Origin of the sequence: Enterobacter sp. TCD1-1 (genome assembly GCF_020567405.1) — a bacterium.
Lineage (GTDB): Bacteria > Pseudomonadota > Gammaproteobacteria > Enterobacterales > Enterobacteriaceae > Enterobacter > Enterobacter quasiroggenkampii.
Genome location: NZ_JAJCXF010000006.1, coordinates 130,518 through 148,111, shown reverse-complemented (window position 1 = coordinate 148,111; position 17,594 = coordinate 130,518). Strand labels below are relative to the sequence as shown.

The window sequence follows — 17,594 nt, the reverse complement described above, 5'->3', positions numbered from 1 at the left end:
GTTACATTCCTGAAGTTAGCGAGATAAACAGCGGCAGCGACAGGATACACAGGACGGAGCTTAACAGCAGCACGGCTTCTGCATCCGGCGACTGCACGCCAAAGCGGTTACCGAACACAACGCCGAAGAAGCCTGCAGACAGCGCAATCATCAGGATAGCGGTGATCGCCACGGAGCCGTGCAGACCAAAAATCAAGACGATACCCCAGGCAATGGCTGGCTGAATCAGCAGCTTAGCGATCGTGGAGGTGATGACCATGGTATTAATCTGCAGCTTACGGGCAGAGAGGATCACCCCGGTCAGGAACAGCGCCGCAGCGGTCGCGGACAGCCCCAGCGGTTTGATCGCCGCCAGCACCAGCTCCGGCATTTTGATGCCGATGGCGGACAAAATCACGCCCAGCAGCGGGCCCATCACGATCGGTTTTTTAATGGAGCGCCACATCAGCACCGGCAGCATTGAGAGCGTTGAGCCGGAGCTATTGCCCTCAGCGCGCGCTTTTTCACGCTCCAGAATGAGCAGGCAGAACGGGGTCATCAGCACCGAACCGCAGGCGATGGAGACCGCGACGGAGAGCGACGTAGAGGAGCCTTCGCCCAGCACGCTGCCCAGAATCGGCAGACCCAGCGCTGCATAGTTGGGCAGCGCGACGGTGAGCGTCAGCACGGCTGCATCCTGTGGCGATTTCTTAAAGACGCCGGTGGCAAGGAAGTAGATGACCGCATAGGTGATCCACATCGCCAGCGTCAACACCAGGATCAGCGGAGACTGGGCAACGATGCCGGTCCACGGGGTTTGCACGGTGGCGCTGAACAGCGCGGCAGGCAGTGCAAAATCCATTACGAAGATATTAAGCAGGGAAACATTTTTGTTATCGACCATCTTTGCCTTGCCGGCCCAGAATCCCAGCAGCATGATGACGAAAATCGGTGCAAGAGCATGAACAATTACGTAAGTCATAAATCACCTGTAGTAAAAAAGTTTTAGCACTGGCGCGATGATTATTATTTTCAGGATGCAGGTTCCCGCGTGGGCGCTGTCACGCGCCCACGGGTTGATGCATCTGGCAGGTCTCTTTTTACTTACCAGCTGGCTCGCATACGTTCGCGTACGAGCGCCGAGCTGCGGCGATTGTCAGCACCCAGACGGTTTTTCAACGTGGTGTCCTGACGAGCGTCACTGATGGCCTGTTGCAGGGTGGATTTCACCAGCGTCAGATCGTTATCGGAGGGGGCATCCGGGTTGCTGATATCCAGCAGGTTAGAGAGCAGCCCCAGCGTGGCGTAGTTGCTGATGTCGTACGCCATGGGCGGAATGGTCGCAGCCAGTTTTTCCAGCGCCTCGACGGTACGCAGCGTAATGCGCGCCGCAGACTCTTTGCCCATCGCGTGGATCAGCACGCCTTTATCGTTAAAGGCGATCAGGCGGTTGGCCTGGTAGCCGTGCGCCAGGAACGCGCCGGACATCGCCTTGCCGACGATAAGCCCAATCACCGGGTGACCGGCCAGGCGGGCATTCGCATAGGCTGCTGCCGCACCGGCCAGCGCCTGATGAATCCCAAACGCCTCTTCGCGTCGGCCATAGGCCTGGCTTGGGACGTCGATCACCGCCACAATCGGGCGCTTCACGGGTTTGTCAGCATCCGCCGCGACGGTTTCACTGACCACTTTCGCCAGGGTCCAGCCTTCCAGCAGCCCCACTTCCCCTTTCGCCGCACGCGGGAAGTGGTTGTTGGCATCCGGCACCACGGCAACAAAGCGCACCGCCTCGCCGTTCAGCTCGCCGTCTGCCGCCTGGACGGACGGGCATAGCCCCTCGATACGTTTGGCGTTCGGGGCGAGGATGTCCAGCCAGCGTTCGCCACGGCTTATTGCGTTACTCATCATTTCACCTCCCGGGCAAAAAGCGCGTTAATCTGTTCGGCATCAGCCTGTTTGCGGGTGTCGAAATTCGTCAGACGGTTCAGGTAATCGTCGTAGTTATCGGTGCGATGTTTCGCGGGAACGCCTTTAGCAATCGCGTCGTTCATCGCCTGTTTCACCGCGTTGATACCGTCGCCGACGAGCGCATCCACCAGCCCGCTTTGATAGCGCACTTCACCGCCGGTCATGCTCCAGATAAACGGACGATCGCGGGAGTCGTACTCCTCAATGCCCGCCTCCTGTTCGATAACCTGCGGGCCGTTGAGGCCAAGACGCGCTTCGCGGGTCACGATCAGGTAGCTGCAGAGCGCCGCCGCGATGGACATCCCGCCGAAGCAGCCCACGGTTCCGGCCACAATGCCAATAACCGGCGTATAGCGACGCAGGTCCACAATCGCCGCGTGAATATCGGCAATCGCCGCCAGGCCGAGGTTCGCCTCCTGCAGACGCACGCCGCCGGTTTCGAGGCACAGTACCGCCTGAGTCGGAATGCCGTTGCGGTTATCCTCCGCCGCCAGCTCCAGCGCCGCCGCCATTTTGGCGCCGGACACTTCGCCCATGCTGCCGCCCTGGAACGCGCCTTCAATCGCCACGACGACGGCAGGCTTGCCGTTGATGGTGCCCTTCGCCACCACCATGCCGTCGTCCGCCTGCGGCACAATGCCCTGTGGCCCAAGCCACGGAGAAATAATGCCTTCAAACGGATCCAGCAGTTCGCGGTAGCTGCCCTCGTCGAGCAGGGCCTGCGCGCGCTGGCGCGCTTTCAGTTCGATAAAGCTGCTGTCATCACGCATGGCTCACCCCCTCAAAAACCTGTTCGATGCGAATGCGCGCCACGCCCGGCGTCGCGCCGAAGTCGTGGATGGTCAGCTTCCCTGCGGGCAGGCTGCTGACGGTTTGCAGACGGTTGAACAGCGCCTCCCAGCGCCCCCGGCTGTTGTCCACGGAGGTGGTGATATCAATGGTTAACGTCTGGCCCGGTTCGGCGGTGAAGAGCACCTCCATATCCCCGGAACCGACTACCCCTGCCAGCGCCCTGCCGCTTAACGTGCGGCTGGCTGGCACGGTCAATGTGATTTTTTCCATAACATCCTCTTAATGCTTTGAATTTGGCGTTTCGACGCGGTCGAGAAACAGCGTGGCGGCAAGCAGGTCGGCAGCGCCGCCCGGTGAGGCGTTGAGCGCCAGCATCTGACGGTCTAACCTCGCCAGCGCCTGCTGGCCTGCAGGCGTTGCGCTGCCGCCGGCATTCAGCACCGCACGGGCGCCGTCCTGCATGGCATCAAGCCCTTCCATTCCGGCACGTGACAGCACGCAGGTGTCGGTGAGTGAGGTCATGATAGCCATCAGCGCGTCGAGCCTGGCGTGCGTTTCACTGCTGCCGTTGAGGCGGCTCAGGCGAAGCTGCGGCAGCGCGCGCTGCATAACGTGCGGGAACGCCTGCTGCGCTTCTTCACGCGCGCCCGGCACGCGGTAACGGTGCGTGGCGCGCAGGCCTTTACTGAACACCTTCGGTGCCGCGTCGTCCGGCAGTCTCGCCAGCTGTGCGGCGGTGCGGGCGACGTCTTGCGCCCTGGCATCACCGCCGAGCATCGCCACCGCGCTGACCAGCAGCCCCAGCGCCCAAATCGCGCCGCGATGGGTGTTTACGCCACCGGTTGCGGCCATCATCTGCTGCTCGCCTTCGCGACCGAGTCGCCCGACGGTTTGCCGAAGTGCGATATCTGCCGGGCGCTGCCAGCTTTGCAGCGCCAGCGCCTGAAACGTGGAGGTCAGGCTGTGCGCGGAGCACTCCATCAGCGCAAGGGATAAATCGTGGTGCGCGCCGTTCCCCCGACTGTCCACCAGACCGGGTTTCGGGCTTAAACGTGCTTCGTCAATCAGACACTGCGTGGCGGTTCGCGCCAGCCATTCGGCACCGCCTTCAACCTGAATCTGGTGGAGAAGTTTCATTACCAGCTCCGGAATTTCGCAGGTGGGTTGTAGAGACCGCCGGACCATTCCACGAGATCAGACACGCTGCCTGCCGCCAGCAGAGACCGGGTGGCATCAGTGCGGCGAATCCCCATATCTTCCGGATAGACCACCTTGCCGCTCTGACGCAGTTCCGCCACGCGTTTGGCATCCACGCCCAGACCGATGTCGGTGATCCCCGCGACGGCGGCGACCATGGCACGACGCTCTTCCAGATCTTTCGCCCGATAGAGGTAGGCAATCCCCTCTTCCGTCAGCACGTGGGTGACGTCATCGCCGTAGATCATCACCGGCGCCAGCGGCATACCGGAGGCTTTCGCCACGTCAATGGCATCGAGTTTTTCCACGAAGGTCGGCTTCACACCCGCCTGGAAGGTTTCCACCATCTGCACGACCAGTTTTTTGCCGCGCTGCATTGGGTCAGGTTCGGTGATCATGTTCAGCCAGGCTGGCGTGGCGTGGCGACGACCGTGCGGGTCGTGACCCATGTTTGGTGCACCGCCGAAGCCGGACAGACGACCACGGGTCACGGTTGAGGAGTTGGCGTAGCCGTCCACCTGCAGCGTAGAGCCGATGAACATATCCACCGCGTACTGACCTGCCAGCTGGCAGAACGCGCGGTTGGAGCGCATGGAGCCGTCGGCACCGGTAAAGAAGACGTCCGGACGCGCGCGGATGTACTCTTCCATCCCCAGCTCGCCGCCGAAGCAGTGCACGCTCTCGACCCAGCCGCTTTCAATAGCCGGGATCAGCGTCGGATGCGGGTTCAGCGTCCAGTGTTTACAGATTTTGCCTTTAAGGCCGAGCTGTTCACCGTAGGTAGGCAGCAGCAGCTCAATCGCCGCAGTGTTAAAGCCGATCCCGTGGTTCAGGGACTGCACCTGGTGTTCCGCATAAATACCCTTGATGGCCATCATCGCCATCAGGATGTGTTCCTGTTTAATCAGGCGCGGGTCGCGGGTAAACAGCGGTTCGATAAAGAACGGCTTATCGGCCACCACCACGAAGTCAATCCACGAGCCCGGAATATCCACGCGCGGCAGGTCACACTCGTCATCCACCAGCTCGTTCACCTGCGCGATGACGATGCCGTCATGGAACGCGGCGGCTTCCACCAGCGCCGGGGTATCTTCGGTGCTCGCCCCGGTATAGAGGTTGCCTTTGCGGTCGGCTTTAAAGCCGGCAATCAGCGCCACGTTGGGCGACAGGTCGACGTAGAGACGGGAGTAGAGTTCGATGTAGGTGTGAATCGCGCCGATTTCGAGCTGACCATCCTCCAGCAGTTGGGAGATGCGCAGGCTCTGCGTTCCGGAGAAGGAGAAATCCAGCTTGCGGGCGATGCCTTTCTCAAAGATATCCAGATGTTCGCTACGGCCAACGCTCGGCATGATCATATGCAGGTCGTGGACGATCTGCGGGTTCACTTCGGCCAGCGAGCGGGAAAGGAAATCGGCCTGCTTCTGGTTGTTACCTTCCAGCACGACCTTGTCGCCTGGCGCGATCAGTTTTTCCAGCATGGCGACGAGATCGCCGGTTGGCAGTACCTTGCCCTGCACCGGTACGGAGGCCAGACGACGCGCTTTTTCGCTGCGTCGCGTGTTCCATTGCCGGGTGGGTGTTTGCCCAGATAACATTATTAACCTCCTGATTCAGCTAATCATTTTGATTTGCTTAACGTTGAGTAAAGTGTGCGCTCTGGTGAGAAAGGCATCAATTAAGCGTAGAGCTGAATCATTAGCCTGAGAGTAATAATCAAGGTAAATATTTGTGATCGGGATCAGTTCATGTTTCGGAAAACCAGGCTAAACGGGGTACAATTCGGAAAGTATCGTTAATTTCTGACAAGAATCAGCATCGCGCTTATGACCCAAATCATTCCATCAGGCTTCGAGATTGCAGCCGAAGACAGCACTGAGTTCGTGCCTATGCGCGGCGTCGCCAATCGCCATTTGCAGACCATGCTGCCGCGACTGATCCGCCGCAAGGTGCAATTCACCCCACACTGGCAGCGGCTAGACCTGCCAGACGGTGACTTTCTGGATCTCGCCTGGAGCGAAGCGCCTGATCAGGCTCGCCATAAGCCGCGGCTGGTGGTTTTTCACGGTCTGGAAGGCAGCCTGCACAGCCCGTATGCGCACGGGTTAATTGAGGCGGCCAAAGCGCGCGGCTGGCTCGGCGTGGTGATGCATTTTCGCGGGTGCAGCGGCGAACCGAATCGTCAGAAACGCATCTATCACTCGGGTGAAACCGAAGACGGCACGTGGTTTTTACACTGGCTGCGGGACAACTTCGGCACCGTGCCCACCGCGGCCGTAGGCTACTCGCTGGGCGGCAATATGCTGGCCTGCCTGCTGGCTAAAGAGGGGGAAAGCGTCCCGCTGGATGCCGCCGTCATCGTCTCCGCCCCGTTCATGCTGGAGCAGTGCAGCTACCACATGGATAAAGGCTTTTCCCGCGTCTATCAGCGCTACCTGCTCAACCTGCTGAAGGCCAACGCGGCGCGTAAGCTGAAGGCCTACCCGGACACCCTCCCGGTCAGCCTGCGCCAGCTGAAAAAGGTACGCCGCATTCGCGAATTCGACGATCTGATCACCGCGAAAATTCACGGCTTCGCCGATGCGATTGACTATTATCGTCAGTGCAGCGCCATGCCGTTGCTCAGCAAGATCACGCAGCCGACGCTGATCATTCATGCCAAAGATGACCCATTTATGGATCATCACTCGATTCCCGCTCAGGAATTCCTGCCCGACAACGTTCACTATCAGTTGACCGAGCACGGCGGCCACGTCGGGTTTATTGGCGGCACGCTGCGCCGCCCGAAAATGTGGCTTGAGACGCGTATTCCTGACTGGCTAACCCCTTATCTGGACGGTGCAACATGATTATTCCCTGGCAGGATCTGGCTCCCGAAACGCTCGATAATCTGATTGAAAGCTTTGTATTACGCGAAGGCACCGATTATGGTGAACAGGAACGCTCGCTTGAGCAAAAGGTCAACGATGTAAAGCGCCAGCTGAAAAGCGGCGACGTGGTGCTGGTGTGGTCAGAACTGCATGAGACGGTCAATATCATGCCCCGCAACGCGTTTCACGGCTGATCTTCCACCCTTTTCAGTCAGGGAGTTGCTATGTCTGCCAGACATCCGGTTATTGCCGTTACGGGGTCGAGTGGTGCGGGAACCACCACCACCAGCCTCGCATTTCGCAAGATTTTCGCCCAGCTGAATCTCCGTGCGGCGGAGGTCGAAGGCGACAGCTTTCACCGCTACACGCGTCCGGAGATGGACATGGCCATCCGTAAGGCGCGCGATCTGGGAAAACACATCAGCTACTTCGGTCCGGAAGCCAATGACTTCGGCCTGCTGGAACAAACCTTTATTGAGTACGGTCAGAGCGGCAAAGGGCAGTCCCGCAAGTATCTGCATACCTATGATGAAGCCGTTCCCTGGAATCAGGTGCCGGGTACCTTTACCCCCTGGCAGCCCCTCCCGGAACCCACCGACGTGCTGTTTTACGAAGGATTACACGGCGGCGTGGTCACACCGCAACACGACGTGGCGCGCCACGTGGACCTGCTGGTCGGCGTGGTCCCTATCGTTAACCTGGAGTGGATCCAGAAGCTGACGCGTGACATGAGCGAACGCGGCCATTCGCGAGAGGCGGTGATGGACTCGGTGGTGCGCTCCATGGAAGATTACATCAACTTCCTGACGCCGCAGTTCTCCCGCACCCATATCAACTTCCAGCGCGTGCCGACGGTGGACACCTCCAACCCGTTCGCGGCCAAAAGTATCCCATCCCTGGATGAGAGCTTTGTGGTGATTCATTTCCGCAATCTCGAAGGCATTGATTACCCCTGGCTGCTGGCGATGCTGCAGGGCTCGTTTATTTCTCACATGAATACATTGGTCGTACCGGGCGGAAAAATGGGGCTGGCGATGGAGCTCATCATGACGCCGCTGGTGGAGCGGTTGATGGAAGGAAAGCAGATTGCGTGACGTCTGTTGCCGGATGGCGCTTCGCTTATCCGGCCTACGTTCGTGCAGTTGTAGCTTTTGTAGGGCGGGTTAGCGAAGCGCCACCCGCCAAAAGATTAAGCCTCGATCACTTCATACGAATGGGTGATTTTTACCGCTTTCTCCAGCATTAACGCCACAGAGCAGTACTTCTCGGCAGACAGGTCCACCGCACGTGAAACCGCCGCGTCTTTCAGCGCTTTACCGGTGACCACAAAGTGCAGATTAATGTGGGTGAACAGGCGTGGCGCCTCTTCGCGACGTTCTGACGTCAGTTTCACCTCACAATCCGTCACGTCATGACGGCCTTTTTGCAGAATCGACACCACGTCAATGGCGCTGCATCCCCCTGCTGCCATCAGCACCATTTCCATTGGGCTGGGCGCTTTATCGCCGGAGTTACCGTCCATCAAAATCTGGTGCCCTGACGCGGATTCGCCCAGGAACGTTAAACCTTCAACCCACTTCACGCGCGCTTGCATATTCTTAAACTCCAACGTTGCATTTTTGGTGACAGATTACGCGTGCGTTACATTTCTCGCAATGGAAGGCGACCTGCATCATGCTGAAGCGAGACACCAGGAGACACGCGGCGAAAGCTATGCTAAAACACTCAGGATGCTACAGTAATACATTGACGTTACACATGTATGCAGAGGACATCAAACTTTACTGGCTGCGAAACGTTACGGTAGCCGACTTCCCAGGGTATGGGTAAGAATTCGATTGCAACCCCAGAGTCCGGATGCATCTGATGACTCTGGTGACAGCTTATAACAGAGGATAACAGCGCATGGTGCTTGGCAAACCGCAAACAGACCCGACTCTCGAATGGTTCTTGTCTCATTGCCACATTCATAAGTACCCATCGAAGAGCACGCTGATTCACCAGGGTGAAAAAGCAGAAACGTTGTATTACATCGTTAAAGGCTCGGTGGCAGTGCTGATCAAAGATGAAGAAGGGAAAGAGATGATCCTTTCTTATCTGAACCAGGGCGATTTCATCGGTGAACTGGGCCTGTTTGAAGAGGGCCAGGAACGTAGCGCCTGGGTTCGTGCAAAGACAGCATGTGAAGTGGCTGAAATTTCTTACAAGAAGTTCCGTCAGCTGATTCAGGTTAACCCTGATATTCTGATGCGTCTCTCTTCCCAGATGGCGCGCCGCCTGCAGGTCACCTCAGAGAAAGTGGGCAACCTCGCCTTCCTGGACGTGACGGGCCGCATCGCACAAACTCTGCTGAACCTGGCGAAACAGCCGGACGCCATGACCCACCCGGACGGCATGCAAATTAAAATTACCCGTCAGGAAATTGGTCAGATCGTTGGTTGCTCCCGTGAAACAGTGGGCCGTATCCTGAAAATGCTGGAAGATCAAAACCTGATTTCCGCCCACGGTAAAACCATCGTGGTCTACGGAACGCGTTAATTCCGCTCAAACGGCGTGCCATCGCAAGGTGTCACGCCGTTTTTGTCTCTACTCCCCATGTGGCGCAGGCTGATCTATCACCCGGAAGTTAACTACGCACTGCGACAAACGCTGGTGTTGTGTCTACCCGTGGCCATAGGCCTGATCCTCGGACATCTTCAGCAAGGCCTGCTGTTTTCCCTCGTGCCCGCCTGCTGCAACATCGCCGGTCTGGACACGCCGCATAAGCGCTTTTTCAAACGCCTGATTATTGGTGGCTGCCTGTTTGCCGGCTGTAGCCTCGCCGTACAGCTGTTACTGGCTCGTGATATCCCGCTGCCGCTGATCCTGACCGTGCTGGCGATGACGCTCGGCGTCACGGCGGAAATCAGTTCGCTGCACGCTCGCCTGCTTCCCGCGTCGCTGATTGCGGCCATCTTCACGCTAAGCCTCGCCGGGAATATGCCGGTGTGGGAGCCGCTGCTGATCTACGCCCTGGGGACACTGTGGTACGGGCTGTTCAACTGGTTCTGGTTCTGGCTGTGGCGGGAACAGCCGCTGCGCGAATCCCTGAGCCTGCTCTATGTGCAGCTAGCGGAGTACTGCGAAGCCAAATACACCCTGCTGACCCAGCATACCGATCCGGAAAAAGCCTTACCGCCGCTGCTGACGCGCCAGCAGAAGGTGGTGGATCTGATAAGCCAGTGCTATCAGCAGCTGCATATGCTCGCCGCCAACAAGAACCACGAATACAAACGGCTGCTGCGCACCTTCCAGGTCGGGCTGGATCTGCAGGAGCATATCTCCGTGAGCCTGCACCATCCGCAGGAGGTGCAAAAGCTGGTCGAGCGCAGCCACGCCGAAGCGGTGATCCGCTGGAACGCGCAGACCGTCTCGGCACGACTGCGGGTGCTGGCTGACGACATTCTCTACCACCGCTACCCCACGCGCTTTAACATGGAAAAACAGCTCGGCGCGCTGGAGAAAATCGCCCGTCAGCATCCGGATAACCCGGTCGGCCAGTTTGCCGCCTGGCACTTCAGCCGCATCGCCCGCGTGCTGCGCACCCAGCGCCCGCTTTATCCGCGCGATCTGATGGCGGATAAGCAAAAACGGCTGCCGTTATTGCCCGCGCTCAGGAGCTATCTGTCGCTTAAATCGTCCGCCCTGCGCAACGCCGCACGAATTAGCGTGATGCTCAGTACCGCCAGCCTGATGGGCATGGCGCTGCATCTGCCGAAACCCTACTGGATCTTAATGACCGTGCTGTTTGTCACCCAGAACGGCTACGGCGCCACGCGGGTGCGTATTCTGCATCGGGCGGGCGGCACCATGGCCGGGCTGATCATTGCGGGCGTGACGCTGCACTTCCACGTGCCGGAAGGCTACACCCTGGCAGGGATGCTGGCGATCACGCTGGTGAGCTACCTGATTATCCGCAAAAACTACGGCTGGGCGATGGTGGGCTTCACGGTGACGGCGGTATACACCCTGCAGCTACTCACGCTCAATGGCGAACAGTTTATTGTCGCCAGGCTGATCGATACCCTGATCGGCTGCCTGATTGCCTTCGGCGGTATGGTCTGGCTCTGGCCGCAGTGGCAAAGCGGACTGCTGCGCCAGAACGCCCATGACGCGCTGGAAGCTGACCAGCAGGCCATTCGCCTGATCCTCAGCGACGACCCGCAGCCCTCCCCGCTGGCGTATCAGCGCATGAAGGTCAACCAGGCGCACAACGCCCTGTTTAACTCGCTCAATCAGGCGATGCAGGAGCCGGGCTTTAACTCGCACTATCTGGCCGATATGAAGCTCTGGGTGACGCACAGCCAGTTTATCGTCGAGCACATTAACGCCATGACCACGCTGGCGCGCGAGCACACGATGCTCACGCCGGATCTGGCGCAGCGCTATTTGCAGTCGTGTGAAATTGCGTTGCAGCGGTGTCAGCAGCGTCTGGAGTATGACTCGCCGGGTGAGTCGGGGGATTCAAATATTCTGGAAGCGCCGGAAACGCTGACCCACGGCCCAATGAGCACCCTGGAACAGCATTTACAGCGCGTGCTGGGGCATCTGAACACCATGCACACCATTTCGTCGGTGGCATGGCGTCAGCGTCCGCATCATGGGGTTTGGTTAACGCGCGTGTTGAAACGAACGCCGTACTAATTCTGCTGGACGATCTTCGCAACCGCCGCGCCAAAGCGGGTTAATCCGTCTTCAATATCCTTATCTTCCACCACCAGCGACGGCGCAAAGCGCATCACGTCCGGCCCGGCGTTGAGCACCATCACCCCTTCGCGAGCGGCGGCGTGCAGGAAATCACGCGCGCGGCCCTTGTACTGCGGCTTCAGCTCAGCGCCAATCAGCAGCCCCATCCCACGGATCTCGCTGAACACGTCGAACTGCTCGTCAATCTTTTTCAGGTGTTTCACAAACAGCTCGCGCTTCGCGCTAACGCCGTTCAACACCTCTGGCGTGTTGATGATGTCGAACGCGGCACCCGCAACGGCGCTCGCCAGCGGGTTACCGCCGTAGGTTGAGCCGTGAGAACCGACGTGGAACGCGGAGGCGATCTCCTGCGTCGTCAGGACCGCACTTACCGGGAATCCACCGCCGAGCGCTTTCGCGCTGGTCAGAATATCCGGCGTCACGCCGTAGTGCATATAGGCAAACAGGTCCCCGGTACGTCCCATTCCGCACTGCACTTCATCAAAGACCAGCAGCGCCTGATGTTCGTCGCACAGCGCGCGCAGCCCTTTCAGGAATTCCGGGGTTGCCGCGGTCACGCCACCTTCCCCCTGAATAGGTTCCACCACCACCGCGCAGGTGTGGTCGTCCATCACCGCTTTTACCGCGTGCAAATCGTTAAACGGCACGTGGACGATGTCGGCCGGTTTCGGGCCAAACCCGTCGGAATACTTCGGCTGGCCGCCAACGGAGACGGTAAAGAAGGAGCGCCCGTGGAAAGCGTTATGGAAGGCGATGATTTTGGTTTTATACGGGCTGTGGCGCGTAGTCGCGTAGTAGCGCGCCAGCTTAAAGGCGGTTTCGTTGGCTTCGGTGCCGGAGTTCATAAACAGCACACGCTCGGCAAACGTGGCATCAATGATGTTGCGGCCCAGGCGCAGCGCCGGTTCGTTGGTGAATACGTTGCTGGTGTGCCACAGGGTTTCGCCCTGGGTTTTCAGCGCCTCCACCAGCGCGGGATGGCAATGACCCAGCGCCGTGACCGCAATTCCGCCCGCGAAATCCACATACTCTTTACCCTGCTGATCCCAGACGCGGCTGCCTTTCCCCTTCACCGGGATAAATTCAGCCGGTGCATAAATCGGCAGGATCACTTCATCAAATGTTGCGCGGGTAATTGCTGGTTGTTCAGTTGCCATGTCATGCCCATCCATTTTATGTCACATTGATTGTGAAAATATAATCACAAAATATGCATAAAAAATCACAGCAAGGCAACAGATATTCAGCGATGGAGGAAATTTGCCAGCAGCGCGTGCCCCTGCTCGCTGAGGATACTTTCCGGATGGAACTGCACGCCTTCGAGATCCCATTCGCGGTGGCGAATCCCCATGATCTCCTGCGTATCGCTCCAGGCGGTCACCTCAAAGCCGTCAGGCAGCGTCGGCGGGTCAATCACCAGCGAGTGGTAGCGCGTCACGGTTAACGGATTATTGAGCCCCGTAAACACCCCGCTGCCCGCGTGCGTAACCGGCGAGGTTTTACCGTGCATCACTTTGGCGGCCCGCACGATGGTGGCGCCAAACGCCTGGGCAATCGCCTGATGACCCAGGCAGACGCCCAGGATAGGCAGCCTGCCGGCATAGTGCTGGATAACCTCCAGCGAAATACCCGATTCCGACGGGGTGCAGGGGCCGGGTGAAATCACAATTTTCTGCGGAGCCAGCGTCTCGATATCGGCGAGCTCGATCTCGTCGTTGCGACGAACAACCACCTCTGCACCCAGTTCGCAAAAATACTGGTAAAGGTTCCAGGTGAAGGAATCGTAGTTATCAATCAGCAGAATCATGGCGGCTCCCGAAAAAAATGCCGCCCTATTCTACTCAGATTCCCGCGCTTCGCTCACTACTTTGGCAAAGATAGCGTTTAGCGCGGTTAAATCCCCCGTTGCGCCGCTGCGGTTAGCGGTCACCCACTGCTCAGGATCGATATCGCGCCAGTCCAGCGCGTAACCCGCGTGAAGCGCCAGCTGCTCGAAGAACACCCGTTGGGCAATGCCATTGCCGCGCATAAACGGGTGCAGCATGTTGATTTCGCAGTAATAGTGGCTAACCCGGTCAACAAACGCCGCTTTCTCAAGACCCACAAGATACTTTTCGCTTTCCAGCGCCGCTATCAGTTCATTCCCCATCTTCTCGATGTATTCGAAATGGCAGAAGGGAATATCCCCCTTGAAAATATCGTCGGTACGGAACTCCCCTGCCCGCTTCATCTCTCTGCGGTAGAGATGGCGGTGAATAAGGCACAGATGGGGTAACCCGGGCGCGGAAGGCCCAAGCTCCAGGGTCTCAATGTCGGGCTCCGATGGACCATTACCTTTCTCAAGGAGACAACTGGCCTGAAAGTTGACGCTACGCTGCTGCTCCCAGAGACGGGATTTTTGCTTGTCGGTGAGTTTTTTCACTTAACGCCTCCCTGAATAGTCCGTTTGCCACAAGTATAAGCAGCAAAACGCGCTTTCGCAGGGAGGGCGACATCACGCGGGCAGGAGAAGCCCGCGTTCAGAAGAATTACGGCAGAACTTTTGCGGAGAGGATCACGACAGGTTTGGACGGCACATTCTGGTACGGACCGACGTCGTGAGTAGGCACCTGAGAAATCTTGTCGGCGACGTCCATCCCTTTCACAATTTTACCGAAAACGGCATAGCCGAAGTCGCGCTGACCGTGGTCGAGGAAGGCGTTATCCGCCACGTTGAGGAAGAACTGGCTGGTCGCGCTGTCTTTGTCCGCGGTACGCGCCATAGAGATCGTGCCGCGCTTGTTCAGCAGGCCGTTGTCCGCTTCGTTTTTGATTGGCGGGTTCGGCTGTTTCTGCTGCATCTGCTCGTTGAAGCCGCCGCCCTGAATCATGAAGCCCGGGATCACGCGGTGGAAGGTGGTGTTGTTGTAGAAGCCGCTGTTCACATAGTCGAGGAAGTTTTTCACAGAAACCGGAGCTTTCTGGCTATTCAGTTCCAGCTCAATATTCCCGGCGGAGGTGGTCAGCAGAACGTGAGGGTCCCCTTTTGCTGCCAGCGCAGCAGGGGAAACGGCAGAAAGAGCAAACACAGCTGCGACAGCCGCCAGTGTTGATTTGAGCATGAGAATTCCTTAACAAAGCGCAGTATAAAAAGCGAATGGCTTGATTCTAAAGAGCAGTATGAACGGAGACCAGCCTTTTACCTAATTTTACGAAATTGAAACAGTTGTAACCACGCAAACGATTGGTTTTATCGCCTTTTTATGTGATCACGATCACATAAAAACTTGCAATGAACTTCTAATTTCTCTTAAAAGATATGAATAGATCACTTTAATGTCTAAAATCTGCCCGCTCTCAGCGCCCGATGGGCGCTTTTCTTTTTCTGAACAGGCAAGACATGACTAACAGCAATCGCATCAAGCTCACATGGATCAGCTTCTTCTCCTACGCCCTGACCGGCGCGTTGGTGATCGTCACCGGGATGGTGATGGGGAATATCGCAGACTACTTCCAACTGCCCGTTTCCAGCATGAGTAACACCTTCACCTTCCTCAACGCGGGGATCCTGATCTCTATCTTCCTGAATGCCTGGCTGATGGAAATCGTGCCGCTGAAAACCCAGCTTCGCTTCGGCTTTGTGCTGATGGTCGCCGCCGTGGCGGGGCTGATGCTGAGCCACAGCATCGCCCTGTTCTCTGCCGCCATGTTCGTGCTCGGCCTGGTTAGCGGGATCACCATGTCGATCGGTACGTTCCTGATTACCCATATGTATGAAGGCCGCCAGCGCGGCGCGCGCCTGCTGTTTACCGACTCCTTCTTCAGCATGGCCGGCATGATCTTCCCGATGGTCGCGGCCGTTCTACTGGCCCGCAGCATTGAATGGTACTGGGTCTATGCCTGCATTGGTCTCGTCTACGTGGCGATCTTTATTCTGACCTTCGGCTGCGAGTTCCCGGTACTGGGCAAGAAAGCGCAAACCACGGCAGAGCCTGTGGCGAAAGAGAAATGGGGTATCGGCGTGCTGTTCCTCTCCATCGCCGCCCTGTGCTACATCCTGGGCCAGCTGGGCTTTATCTCCTGGGTACCGGAATACGCCAAAGGTCTGGGCATGAGCCTGAACGATGCGGGTAAACTGGTGAGCGATTTCTGGATGTCTTACATGTTCGGCATGTGGGCATTTAGCTTCATCCTGCGCTTCTTCGACCTGCAGCGCATTCTGACCGTGCTGGCAGGTCTGGCGACCGTGCTGATGTATCTTTTCATCAACGGTTCCCCGGAACATATGCCGTGGTTCATTCTGACCCTGGGCTTCTTCTCCAGCGCGATCTACACCTCGATCATCACCCTGGGCTCTCTGCAGACCAAAGTGGCCTCGCCGAAGCTGGTTAACTTCGTTCTGACCTGCGGCACCATCGGCACCATGCTGACCTTCGTGGTGACGGGCCCGATCGTTGCCCACAGCGGCCCGCTGGCCGCGCTGCACACCGCGAACGGTCTGTACGCCGTGGTGTTCATCATGTGCTTCATCCTGGGCTTTGTGACCCGCCACCGCCAGCACAACGCGGCAGCGGCATCGCACTAAACCCTGCGCCCCTTTGCATTACGCAGAGGGGCTGTTTCTGGCGAAACTGACCTCTTCTCCTCCGGTATCCATCTGGATCCAGGTCTGCGCCAGCTGCGTGGTGGCGATAATCCGCCCCTGACGAATCGACCAGCGCACCGGCACCTGACAGCGCACCGCTTCAAACCCGCTCTCCGCAGGCAAAATAATCAGGTTTGCCGGGTTTCCCGTTTCAATACCGTAATCGCTCAGGCCGAAGGTACGGGCGCTGTTATGGGTGATCAGATTCAAACCATTGTCGATTTGCGGATAGCCCATCATCTGGCAGACGTGTAGCCCCATATGCAGCACCTGCAGCATATTGCCGGTGCCGAGCGGGTACCACGGGTCGAAGACATCGTCGTGACCAAAGCAGACGTTAATGCCCGCCTCCTGCAGTTCTTTAACGCGGGTGATACCGCGACGCTTCGGATAGTCATCAAAGCGCCCCTGCAGGTGGATGTTGACCAGCGGGTTAGCAACGAAGTTAATCCCCGACATCTTCAGCAGGCGGAAAAGCCGCGAGGTGTAAGCGCCGTTGTAGGAGTGCATGGCGGTGGTGTGGCTGGCCGTCACGCGCGGGCCGATGCCGGCCTCATACGCCAGCGTGGCCACCGTCTCGACAAACCGCGACTGTTCGTCGTCAATTTCATCGCAGTGGATATCCAGCGGTCGGTCATACTTCTTCGCCAGTTCAAAAGCGATGTGCAGCGACTGGACGCCATATTCCCGGGTAAATTCGAAGTGCGGGATCGCCCCCACCACGTCGGCCCCCAGTTTTAACGCCTCTTCCAGCAGCGCCGCGCCGTTCGGGTAAGAGAGAATACCTTCCTGCGGAAACGCGACGATTTGCAGCGTTACCCACGGCGCCACCTCCTGCTTCACCTCCAGCATCGCCTTCAGGGCGGTGAGCGTCGGGTCAGAGACATCCACATGGGTACGAACAAACTGGATGCCGTTAGCGATTTGCCACTTCAGCGTTTTCCAGGCGCGTGCTTTCACATCCTCATGGCTGAGCAGCGCCTTGCGCTCCGCCCAGCGTTCAATGCCTTCGAACAGCGTGCCGGACTGGTTCCAGTTCGGCTCCCCCGCCGTCTGGGTGGTATCAAGATGAATATGCGGCTCGATGAACGGTGGGAGAGCGAGACCACCGCGCGCGTTCAGTACCTCATAACTTTCGGCGTGGATATCGTCCATGGGGGTGATGTCACCAAATCGCCCGTTCTCGATGGCAAGTTGCCACAGCCCATCCCGACCCGGTAAACGCACATTCTGAACAAGCCATAACGGTGATGTAGACATACCTTTCCCCTTATAAACGCAGCTGATATTCAGGCGTATCGATTTTTGCAAAACCGCCCCTGAGTTGTACACAAATTCAACGAACACGAAAAGCCTGCGATTTCCGCCACTTATAAAAATCCTGACAAATCAGTCATATACCACCTAAGGAGTAGGCGAAG

General features: G+C 58.0%; 18 protein-coding genes. 6 read left to right on the top strand and 12 right to left on the bottom strand.

Annotation, left to right across the window (positions count from 1 at the left end):
* Position 1: 1 nt before the first annotated feature.
* From LJA86_RS19605 to mdcA, 6 genes are all read right to left on the bottom strand, one after another.
* Positions 2-961 carry an AEC family transporter gene (locus LJA86_RS19605; RefSeq protein WP_021242215.1) on the bottom strand — a complete coding sequence of 320 codons (960 nt, stop codon included), beginning with the start codon at positions 959-961 and terminating at the stop codon, positions 2-4.
* Between the two features lie 122 nt (positions 962-1,083).
* Entirely contained in the window at positions 1,084-1,884 is an 801-nt protein-coding gene (mdcE, locus tag LJA86_RS19600; RefSeq protein WP_025910348.1) for a biotin-independent malonate decarboxylase subunit gamma, read from the bottom strand.
* The gene (locus tag LJA86_RS19595; protein WP_021242213.1) at positions 1,884-2,717 is read right to left on the bottom strand and encodes a biotin-independent malonate decarboxylase subunit beta; all 834 of its coding nucleotides are present in this window, start codon (positions 2,715-2,717) and stop codon (positions 1,884-1,886) included. Before LJA86_RS19595 ends, mdcE begins: the two co-directional genes overlap by 1 nt.
* Positions 2,710-3,009 carry a malonate decarboxylase acyl carrier protein gene (mdcC, locus tag LJA86_RS19590; RefSeq protein WP_023294711.1) on the bottom strand — a complete coding sequence of 100 codons (300 nt, stop codon included), beginning with the start codon at positions 3,007-3,009 and terminating at the stop codon, positions 2,710-2,712. Before mdcC ends, LJA86_RS19595 begins: the two co-directional genes overlap by 8 nt.
* Positions 3,010-3,018: 9 nt before the next feature.
* On the bottom strand, positions 3,019-3,876 hold the full coding sequence (locus LJA86_RS19585; RefSeq protein ID WP_048226393.1) for a triphosphoribosyl-dephospho-CoA synthase: 858 nt from the start codon (positions 3,874-3,876) through the stop codon (positions 3,019-3,021).
* Entirely contained in the window at positions 3,876-5,531 is a 1,656-nt protein-coding gene (gene mdcA, locus LJA86_RS19580) for a malonate decarboxylase subunit alpha (RefSeq protein ID WP_023326218.1), read from the bottom strand. The genes LJA86_RS19585 and mdcA overlap by 1 nt, the downstream gene beginning before the upstream one ends.
* A gap of 228 nt (positions 5,532-5,759) precedes the next feature.
* On the opposite strand from mdcA, the gene LJA86_RS19575 reads away from it, so the two are divergent.
* The 3 genes from LJA86_RS19575 to LJA86_RS19565 are packed head-to-tail and all read left to right on the top strand — an operon-like array spanning position 5,760 to position 7,897.
* On the top strand, positions 5,760-6,782 hold the full coding sequence (locus LJA86_RS19575) for a hydrolase (RefSeq protein ID WP_045909321.1): 1,023 nt from the start codon (positions 5,760-5,762) through the stop codon (positions 6,780-6,782).
* Positions 6,779-6,997 (top strand): YheU family protein, encoded by a 219-nt coding sequence (locus LJA86_RS19570; RefSeq protein WP_008503016.1) that lies wholly within the window; start codon positions 6,779-6,781, stop codon positions 6,995-6,997. Before LJA86_RS19575 ends, LJA86_RS19570 begins: the two co-directional genes overlap by 4 nt.
* 30 nt (positions 6,998-7,027) lie before the next feature.
* Complete coding sequence (locus LJA86_RS19565; protein ID WP_008503017.1) at positions 7,028-7,897, top strand: phosphoribulokinase; 870 nt, start codon at positions 7,028-7,030, stop codon at positions 7,895-7,897.
* Positions 7,898-7,992: 95 nt separating this feature from the next.
* On the opposite strand, the gene LJA86_RS19560 is transcribed toward LJA86_RS19565, so the two are convergent.
* A complete protein-coding gene (locus LJA86_RS19560) occupies positions 7,993-8,397 on the bottom strand; it encodes an OsmC family protein (protein WP_014885509.1) in 405 nt (134 codons plus the stop codon).
* A 311-nt stretch (positions 8,398-8,708) separates the two neighbouring features.
* Here LJA86_RS19560 and crp point away from each other — a divergent pair, with 311 nt between their 5' ends.
* Together crp and LJA86_RS19550 are read left to right on the top strand one after the other, a co-directional pair.
* Complete coding sequence (gene crp / locus LJA86_RS19555; RefSeq protein WP_000242758.1) at positions 8,709-9,341, top strand: cAMP-activated global transcriptional regulator CRP; 633 nt, start codon at positions 8,709-8,711, stop codon at positions 9,339-9,341.
* A 57-nt stretch (positions 9,342-9,398) separates the two neighbouring features.
* Positions 9,399-11,486, top strand: coding sequence for a YccS/YhfK family putative transporter (locus LJA86_RS19550; RefSeq protein WP_045909322.1), 2,088 nt, complete (start codon positions 9,399-9,401; stop codon positions 11,484-11,486).
* On the opposite strand, the gene argD is transcribed toward LJA86_RS19550, so the two are convergent.
* The 4 genes from argD to ppiA all read right to left on the bottom strand — a co-directional run bounded on the left by argD (position 11,483) and on the right by ppiA (position 14,650).
* Positions 11,483-12,706 (bottom strand): bifunctional acetylornithine/succinyldiaminopimelate transaminase, encoded by a 1,224-nt coding sequence (argD, locus tag LJA86_RS19545; protein WP_229226609.1) that lies wholly within the window; start codon positions 12,704-12,706, stop codon positions 11,483-11,485. The two genes, LJA86_RS19550 and argD, sit on opposite strands and share 4 nt — an antisense overlap.
* A gap of 86 nt (positions 12,707-12,792) precedes the next feature.
* On the bottom strand, positions 12,793-13,356 hold the full coding sequence (gene pabA / locus LJA86_RS19540; RefSeq protein WP_229226608.1) for an aminodeoxychorismate synthase component 2: 564 nt from the start codon (positions 13,354-13,356) through the stop codon (positions 12,793-12,795).
* 30 nt (positions 13,357-13,386) lie between these two features.
* The gene (locus LJA86_RS19535; RefSeq protein WP_229226607.1) at positions 13,387-13,971 is read right to left on the bottom strand and encodes a putative adenosine monophosphate-protein transferase Fic; all 585 of its coding nucleotides are present in this window, start codon (positions 13,969-13,971) and stop codon (positions 13,387-13,389) included.
* A gap of 106 nt (positions 13,972-14,077) precedes the next feature.
* The gene (ppiA, locus tag LJA86_RS19530; protein WP_014885514.1) at positions 14,078-14,650 is read right to left on the bottom strand and encodes a peptidylprolyl isomerase A; all 573 of its coding nucleotides are present in this window, start codon (positions 14,648-14,650) and stop codon (positions 14,078-14,080) included.
* Positions 14,651-14,928: 278 nt separating this feature from the next.
* Here ppiA and tsgA point away from each other — a divergent pair, with 278 nt between their 5' ends.
* Positions 14,929-16,113 carry an MFS transporter TsgA gene (gene tsgA, locus LJA86_RS19525; protein WP_021242206.1) on the top strand — a complete coding sequence of 395 codons (1,185 nt, stop codon included), beginning with the start codon at positions 14,929-14,931 and terminating at the stop codon, positions 16,111-16,113.
* 18 nt (positions 16,114-16,131) lie between these two features.
* On the opposite strand, the gene LJA86_RS19520 is transcribed toward tsgA, so the two are convergent.
* Positions 16,132-17,433 (bottom strand): cytosine deaminase, encoded by a 1,302-nt coding sequence (locus LJA86_RS19520; RefSeq protein ID WP_229226606.1) that lies wholly within the window; start codon positions 17,431-17,433, stop codon positions 16,132-16,134.
* Positions 17,434-17,594 lie beyond the last annotated feature (161 nt).

Bases quoted from the DNA above. Each gene is read 5' to 3' on its own strand.
- LJA86_RS19585 (WP_048226393.1), bottom strand. From the start codon at position 3,876: ATGAAACTTCTCCACCAGATTCAGGTTGAAGGCGGTGCCGAATGGCTG.
- mdcC (WP_023294711.1), bottom strand. From the start codon at position 3,009: ATGGAAAAAATCACATTGACCGTGCCAGCCAGCCGCACGTTAAGCGGC.
- ppiA (WP_014885514.1), bottom strand. From the start codon at position 14,650: ATGCTCAAATCAACACTGGCGGCTGTCGCAGCTGTGTTTGCTCTTTCT.
- mdcE (WP_025910348.1), bottom strand. From the start codon at position 1,884: ATGAGTAACGCAATAAGCCGTGGCGAACGCTGGCTGGACATCCTCGCC.
- LJA86_RS19595 (WP_021242213.1), bottom strand. From the start codon at position 2,717: ATGCGTGATGACAGCAGCTTTATCGAACTGAAAGCGCGCCAGCGCGCG.
- pabA (WP_229226608.1), bottom strand. From the start codon at position 13,356: ATGATTCTGCTGATTGATAACTACGATTCCTTCACCTGGAACCTTTAC.
- LJA86_RS19520 (WP_229226606.1), bottom strand. From the start codon at position 17,433: ATGTCTACATCACCGTTATGGCTTGTTCAGAATGTGCGTTTACCGGGT.
- LJA86_RS19550 (WP_045909322.1), top strand. From the start codon at position 9,399: ATGTGGCGCAGGCTGATCTATCACCCGGAAGTTAACTACGCACTGCGA.
- LJA86_RS19605 (WP_021242215.1), bottom strand. From the start codon at position 961: ATGACTTACGTAATTGTTCATGCTCTTGCACCGATTTTCGTCATCATG.
- tsgA (WP_021242206.1), top strand. From the start codon at position 14,929: ATGACTAACAGCAATCGCATCAAGCTCACATGGATCAGCTTCTTCTCC.
- LJA86_RS19560 (WP_014885509.1), bottom strand. From the start codon at position 8,397: ATGCAAGCGCGCGTGAAGTGGGTTGAAGGTTTAACGTTCCTGGGCGAA.
- LJA86_RS19565 (WP_008503017.1), top strand. From the start codon at position 7,028: ATGTCTGCCAGACATCCGGTTATTGCCGTTACGGGGTCGAGTGGTGCG.
- crp (WP_000242758.1), top strand. From the start codon at position 8,709: ATGGTGCTTGGCAAACCGCAAACAGACCCGACTCTCGAATGGTTCTTG.
- argD (WP_229226609.1), bottom strand. From the start codon at position 12,706: ATGGCAACTGAACAACCAGCAATTACCCGCGCAACATTTGATGAAGTG.
- mdcA (WP_023326218.1), bottom strand. From the start codon at position 5,531: ATGTTATCTGGGCAAACACCCACCCGGCAATGGAACACGCGACGCAGC.
- LJA86_RS19575 (WP_045909321.1), top strand. From the start codon at position 5,760: ATGACCCAAATCATTCCATCAGGCTTCGAGATTGCAGCCGAAGACAGC.
- LJA86_RS19570 (WP_008503016.1), top strand. From the start codon at position 6,779: ATGATTATTCCCTGGCAGGATCTGGCTCCCGAAACGCTCGATAATCTG.